This window comes from Mesorhizobium sp. LHD-90 (genome assembly GCF_030929505.1).
Taxonomy (GTDB): Bacteria; Pseudomonadota; Alphaproteobacteria; order Rhizobiales; family Rhizobiaceae; genus Kumtagia.
Genome location: NZ_JAVFVV010000019.1, coordinates 135689 through 142164, shown reverse-complemented (window position 1 = coordinate 142164; position 6476 = coordinate 135689). Strand labels below are relative to the sequence as shown.

5 protein-coding genes are annotated in these 6476 nt (G+C 67.6%); 4 read left to right on the top strand and 1 reads right to left on the bottom strand.

What is annotated here, in order from left to right; all coding sequences use genetic code 11:
* Positions 1-207: 207 nt before the first annotated feature.
* Positions 208-459, bottom strand: coding sequence for a DUF1674 domain-containing protein (locus tag RB623_RS23950; RefSeq protein WP_308059555.1), 252 nt, complete (start codon positions 457-459; stop codon positions 208-210).
* Positions 460-521: 62 nt separating this feature from the next.
* On the opposite strand from RB623_RS23950, the gene htpX reads away from it, so the two are divergent.
* The 4 genes from htpX (at position 522) to purH (ending at position 6460) form a co-directional block, all read left to right on the top strand.
* Positions 522-1559: a zinc metalloprotease HtpX gene (gene htpX / locus RB623_RS23945; protein WP_308059554.1), complete on the top strand. Its 1038-nt coding sequence runs from the start codon at positions 522-524 to the stop codon at positions 1557-1559.
* Entirely contained in the window at positions 1550-2965 is a 1416-nt protein-coding gene (locus RB623_RS23940; RefSeq protein WP_374121737.1) for an RsmB/NOP family class I SAM-dependent RNA methyltransferase, read from the top strand. Before htpX ends, RB623_RS23940 begins: the two co-directional genes overlap by 10 nt.
* 87 nt (positions 2966-3052) lie before the next feature.
* A complete protein-coding gene (locus tag RB623_RS23935; protein WP_308059551.1) occupies positions 3053-4759 on the top strand; it encodes a heparinase II/III family protein in 1707 nt (568 codons plus the stop codon).
* A 90-nt stretch (positions 4760-4849) separates the two neighbouring features.
* A complete protein-coding gene (gene purH, locus RB623_RS23930) occupies positions 4850-6460 on the top strand; it encodes a bifunctional phosphoribosylaminoimidazolecarboxamide formyltransferase/IMP cyclohydrolase (protein ID WP_308059549.1) in 1611 nt (536 codons plus the stop codon).
* The last annotated feature ends 16 nt before the right edge of the window (positions 6461-6476 follow it).

Sequence of the window (6476 nt, the reverse complement as noted above, 5' to 3'; positions counted from 1 at the left end):
CAAATGAGCGATGATCCGCTCATCAGCCTGCCAGCCATGGCGCGCTGATCGTCCCGGCCCAACGCCGGAGAGCGCGGCGACCAACGCCGTCAGCTACACCACTCCCAGGGACACGATCGCATCGAAAGCCTCAACGTGTCTGGAAAGAAGATGGTCCAGAACGCCGGGGGCGGCGATTTGTTCCTGTCGGCGGGCCGGCCGCGAGCCTCAGAAATCGCTCGCAATGCCCTTGATTTCCCAATCGCCGTAGCGGACCGGCTCCTCGCCGCCGCGTCCGCCGACCTCGCGCGGCATGGATTTGACCCGCGCCTCGGTCTCGCCGCGCCGCTCCGCAGCCTCTTCCAGGGCTCGTCTTGCCGCCGGAGCCAACGGCTTTGTTGGCCGGGCCGCCTCCGGCCCGGGCGTCGCGCCTCCCTCCGGATACTTGGGGTCCGCCGGTGCGGTCTCGTCGGAAATCATTGAAACAACCTCGTCTCTCCCCCATCATATAGCAGCAAATCTTTTTGGATCGGGAGTAATCGATGAACGTGATGCGGACTGCCATGCTGCTGGCGCTGATGACGGCGCTGTTCATGGGGGTCGGCTATCTGATCGGCGGCTCCGGCGGCATGATGATCGCCTTCGTCATCGCCGCCGGCATGAACCTGTTCAGCTACTGGAACGCCGACAAGATGGTGCTGCGCATGCACCATGCGATCGAGGTCGACGAGCGCAACGCCCCCGAATATTACCGCATCGTGCGCGACCTCGCGGCGCACGCCAACCTGCCGATGCCGAAAGTCTATCTGATCGACAATCCGCAGCCCAACGCCTTCGCCACCGGCCGCAATCCCCAGAACGCCGCCGTTGCGGCCACCACCGGCCTGCTCAACCGCCTCTCCTACGAGGAGGTCGCCGGCGTGATGGCGCATGAGTTGGCGCATGTGCAGAACCGCGATACGCTGACCATGACCATAACCGCCACGCTAGCCGGCGCGATCTCCATGCTCGGCAACTTCGCCTTCTTCTTCGGCGGAAACCGCGACAACAACAATCCACTCGGTTTCATCGGCGTGCTGGTGGCGATGATCGTCGCACCGCTGGCGGCGGCGATCGTGCAGATGGCGATCAGCCGCACCCGCGAATATGCCGCCGACCGGCGCGGTGCCGAGATTTGCGGCCATCCGCTGTGGCTCGCCTCGGCGCTCAACAAGATCGCGCGCAACGTTGAGCGCATCCACAATGACGACGCCGAGCGCAACCCGGCGACCGCGCATATGTTCATCATCAATCCGCTGTCGGGCGAGCGCATGGACAATTTGTTCTCGACACACCCGAACACGGAAAACCGCATCGCCGCGCTGCAGGCGATGGCGCAGGAATCCGGCCCAGGCCAAGCCGCTCAACCGCGTCCGCAGTCGCAGCCGCGTGCCGATGCCCCGGCTCCCCGCCCCACGCCAACGAGCGGGCCATGGGGCAATCAATCGACCACGCCGGCCGAGCCCGCTCCGGAGCCCGAGCCGAAGGCCAATCCCTGGGGCCGCAACCCGACCGGGCCGCGCAAAGGCCGCTGGTCGTGAGCGGCGACACGCCGCCACCGCGGGACAGACGACGCAGCAAGCATCCTTCCTCCAGACCGGACCGCGCCGCCGAGCCGCCCGCGCCCGGCCTGGCCGTACGCATGGCGGCGGCGCGGCTGCTGGCAGCGGTCGTCGATGCCAAGACGCCGCTCGACGGCCTGACCGACCAGGAGCACGGCCATCCCCAGTTCAAGGCATTGGACGTCCGCGACCGCGCTTTGGTCCGCGCCATACTGGTCACCGCGTTGCGCCACCGCCGCACCATCGAAAAACTGATCGCCGACCGCCTGCATTCGCCGCTCCCCGGCAACGCCACGACGCTCTCCCACATTCTGCATGTCGGCGCCGCGCAGATTCTTTTCCTCGACGTTCCCGACAGCGCCGCCGTCGACCTCGCCGTCACCCATGCGAAGGGCGACCCGCGCACGCAGCGCTTTGCGTCGCTGGTCAACGCGGTGCTGCGGGGACTTGCCCGCGACAAGGCGGCCGACCTGCCAAAGGCGCTCGCCACGGTGACGGACGCGCCCGACTGGTTCGTCGAACGCCTGAATGCTGCCTACAGCCGAGAGGCCGCGGCAAAGATTCTCGCCGCGCACCGGCTGGAATCGCCAACGGATTTTACCGTCAAAGCCGAGCCTGAACGCTGGGCGGATGCTTTTGACGGCATCGTGCTGCCGACAGGATCGGTGCGGGTCGGCCGGCTTCCCGCGCCGGTTCCCGACCTGCCGGGTTTCGAGGAGGGCGCCTGGTGGGTGCAGGACGCGGCGGCCGCCCTGCCGGCAAGATTGTTCGGCGATGTCAGGGGATTGCGTATCGCAGACCTCTGCGCCGCGCCCGGCGGCAAGACCGCGCAACTGGCGCTCGCCGGCGCTGCCGTCACCGCTGTTGACAGTTCGCGCAGCCGGCTGGCGCGGCTGAAGGCCAATCTCGACCGGCTCGGGCTGGACGCCGGGATCGTCCAGGCCGATGTCCTCGACTGGCAGGCGGAAGAACCGTTCGATGCCATCCTGCTCGACGCGCCCTGCTCGTCGACCGGCACGGTGCGCCGTCACCCCGACGTGCCCTGGACCAAATCGCCCGCCGACATCGAGAAGCTCGCGACATTGCAACGCCGGCTGCTGGAGCGCGCCGTGCATCTGGTGAAGCCTGGCGGCACGATCGTGTTCTCCAACTGCTCGCTCGATCCGCTCGAAGGCGAGGAGATGATCCGCCGCTTCCTGGCGGACAACCCGGGGATCGCCACGGATCCCCTCCTGCCCGGCGAGGTCGCCGGCATCGACGCTTTCCTCACGCCGGAGGGCTGGCTACGCACCACGCCGGCCGACATGGCTCTTGCCGACCCCGCCCTTTCGGGCATGGACGGGTTTTTCGCCGCGCGCCTGCGCAGGCGGCAGGATCAGGCATAAGCCGGCTCGACTCCTGCCCGCCCTTCGCAGCCTGTTCTGAATCATCTACAACGCCCCAAAATGGCCGACTCGCAGGGGGAGCAATTTTTGGCGGCAGCCAGTTCCAGGCGCCTGTGGACGCTGGTCGCCAGGGAATACTGGCGGCGGGCGCGCCGCCGTCTACGCACCGGCCCGCTCTATCGCTGGCGCTACAGCGGCCGCACGCCGGAGCGCGTGTTGATCGCGCCGCCCGACCTGCGGCTGGCCGACCCGCAGGTGGCGGTCGAAATCTACCACGGCCGTTTCCCGCTGTCGGGCCACATGGTCGAGGCCGGCGGCCGTTCGCCCTTCCTGCTCGATGTCGCCGACCATGGCTGGCAGAAGTCGCTTCACGGTTTTCGCTGGCTGCGCCACATGCGCGCCGCGGGCACCGACCTGGCCGCCGCCAACGCCCGCGCACTGGTCGCCGACTGGATAGCCGGCGCCGGTGTCCGCATCGCCGGACCAGCGTGGGAACCGGCGACGACCGCAAAACGCATCATCGCCTGGCTGCAGCACTCCTCGGTGGTGCTGCAGGGCGCTGAATTCGGCTTCTACCGGTCGTTCCTGCGCTCTCTGGCCATGCAGATCCGCTATCTGCGCTCGGTGGTGCGCGAGATGCCCGAGGGCGAGGGCAAATTGCGCGCCCGCATCGCGCTGGCCTATGCCGCGCTGTCGTTGCCGGCGCCACCGTCGGCGTTGCGCAACGCCACACGCAACCTCGCCGACGAACTGGACCGCCAGATTCTTGCTGACGGCGGCCATGTCTCGCGCAATCCGATGGCCGTGCTGGAATTGCTGGCCGACCTGCTGCCGCTGCGCCAGACTTACGCCAACCAGGCGGAGACGCCGCCGGCAGCGCTGATCGGCGCGGTCGAGCGCATGCTGCCGGCGTTGCGCTTCTTCCGCCATGCCGATGGCAGCCTCGCGCATTTCAACGGTATGGGCGTCACCATCCACGAGCGGGTAGCCGCCATCCTGCGCCACGACGACACCGCCGGCGCGCCGCTGCTGCACGCCCCGCATTCCGGCTACGAGCGGCTCGCCATGGGCGGTACGGTGGTGATCGCCGACACCGGCGGCCCGCCGCCAGTGGAGATCGCCGAGGCCGCCCATGCCGGATTCCTGGCCTTCGAGCTGTCGTCGGGCCGCCACCAGTTCGTCGTCAATGCCGGCGTCGACACCTATGGCGCTGAAGAGTTCCGGCCGCTCGGCCGCGCCACGGCGGCGCATTCCACCGCCTCCATCAACGACACCTCCTCGGCGCGTTTCCACCATTCCGAACGCGTCAGCAACATCGTCGGCGCGCCGCTGGTCGACGGTCCCGACGAGGTGCGCTGCGACCGGCTCGATGGCGACGGCAACCAGGCCTTCATCGCCGGCCACGACGCCTATGTGAGGCGTTTCGGCATCTATCACGAGCGCCGGCTGACGCTCGCCGCCGATGGCGACATGCTGTCGGGCATGGACCGCTTCACCCTGTCGCACAATGCCGTCGCCGGACGGGACGCCGTCTCTGTGCGGTTCCATCTTCATCCGGATGTCGAGCTTTTCCGCGACAGCCAGGGGCGCCTCGTGCTCGCCCCGCCGTTCGCCGACCGCTGGTTCTTCTCCTCCAGCATGCAGCCGCATGTGGAAGAGTCGATCTTCTTCGCCGCGCTAGGCGGGCCTCGCCGCAGCCGTCAGATCGTACTCTCCTTTCAGGCGTCGGACGTGCCGGAGGTGCAGTGGCAGTTCGAGAGGAAACGCCGCGAAGCGTCGATGCCGCAGGTATAGAAAGGCGCCGGAGACACGCCTCGCTTGATTTCCCGAAAACCTGTGTTAGGCCCCGCGCAGCCTCCCGCGTCCAGATCGAAAGGCCCTGCCATGGCCGTCGCCTCAAAAAGAATTCCCGCTCCCGATCTCGTACAGGTACGCCGGGCGCTCCTCTCGGTTTCCGACAAGACCGGCCTGGTCGATTTTGCCAGGGCGCTGACGCATTTCGGCATCGAGCTGGTCTCGACCGGCGGCACTGCGAAAGAAATCGCGGCAGCCGGCATCGCGGTGCGCGACGTGTCCGACCTGACCGGTTTTCCCGAGATCATGGACGGACGCGTGAAGACGCTGCATCCGGCGGTCCATGGCGCGCTGCTTTCCGTGCGCGACGACCCGGAGCATGTCGCGGCAATGCGGGCGAACGGGATCGAGCCGATCGATCTGGTGGTCGTCAATCTCTACCCGTTTGAAGAAGTGCGCCAGTCCGGCGCAGACTATCCGTCGGTGGTCGAGAACATCGACATAGGCGGGCCGGCCATGGTGCGCGCCTCGGCCAAGAATCACGCCTATGTCGCGATGGTCACCGAGCCGGACGACTATGCGGCCGTGCTCAACGCGCTGGAACTCAACACCGGCAGCCTGACGCTGGAGTTCCGCAAGAAGCTGGCGGCGAAGGCGTTTTCCCGCACGGCCGCCTATGACGCAGCGATCTCGCAATGGTTCGCCGAGACGCTGGAGGTCGAGCATCCGGCCTGGCGCGCCTTCGGCGGGCGGCTGGAGACCGTGATGCGCTACGGCGAGAACCCGCACCAGTCGGCGGGTTTCTACGTCACCGGCGACAAAAGGCCGGGCGTCGCCACGGCAAGACAGTTGCAGGGCAAGCAGCTTTCCTACAACAACATCAACGACACCGACGCAGCCTTCGAACTGGTCGGCGAGTTCGATCCGGCGCGCTCCGCCGCGGTCGCCATCATCAAGCATGCCAATCCCTGCGGCGTCGGCGTCGGCGGCTCGCTGCGCGAGGCCTACGCCAAGGCGCTCGCCTGCGATCCCGTCTCGGCTTTCGGCGGCATCGTCGCCCTCAACCGGCTGCTCGACGCCGAAGCGGCGGAAGAGATCGTCAAGACGTTCACCGAGGTGATCATCGCGCCGGAGGCGAGCGAGGAAGCGCTGGCGATCATCGCCGCGAAGAAGAACCTTCGCCTACTAGTCACCGGCGGCCTGCCCGATCCCGCTTCCGCCGGCGTCACGGTAAAGTCAGTGGCCGGCGGCCTGCTGGTGCAGTCGCGCGACAACGCGGTGGTCGACGCGCTCGACCTGAAGGTGGTGACGAAACGCGCGCCGAGCGAGGCGGAGCTTGCCGACCTGCGCTTTGCCTTCCGCGTTGCCAAACACGTGAAGTCGAATGCCATCGTCTATGCAAAAGACGGCGCGACGGTGGGCATCGGGGCGGGCCAGATGAGCCGGGTGGACTCTTCGCGCATCGCGGCGCGAAAAGCGCTGGACGCGGCCGGCGGACTGGCGGAGCCGCTTACAAAAGGGTCGGTCGTCGCATCCGACGCCTTTTTTCCGTTCGCCGACGGGTTGCTGGCAGCGGTCGAGGCTGGCGCCACCGCCGTCATCCAGCCGGGCGGCTCGATGCGCGACGACGACGTGATCGCCGCCGCCGACGCGCATGGCATCGCCATGGTGTTTACCGGCGTCCGGCATTTCCGGCATTGATGCGAAGCCCGCCAAC

What these genes read in the sequence shown, in the direction of transcription:
- RB623_RS23950 (WP_308059555.1), bottom strand. Translation starts at nt 459, where the DNA reads ATGATTTCCGACGAGACCGCACCGGCGGACCCCAAGTATCCGGAGGGA.
- htpX (WP_308059554.1), top strand. Translation starts at nt 522, where the DNA reads ATGAACGTGATGCGGACTGCCATGCTGCTGGCGCTGATGACGGCGCTG.
- purH (WP_308059549.1), top strand. Translation starts at nt 4,850, where the DNA reads ATGGCCGTCGCCTCAAAAAGAATTCCCGCTCCCGATCTCGTACAGGTA.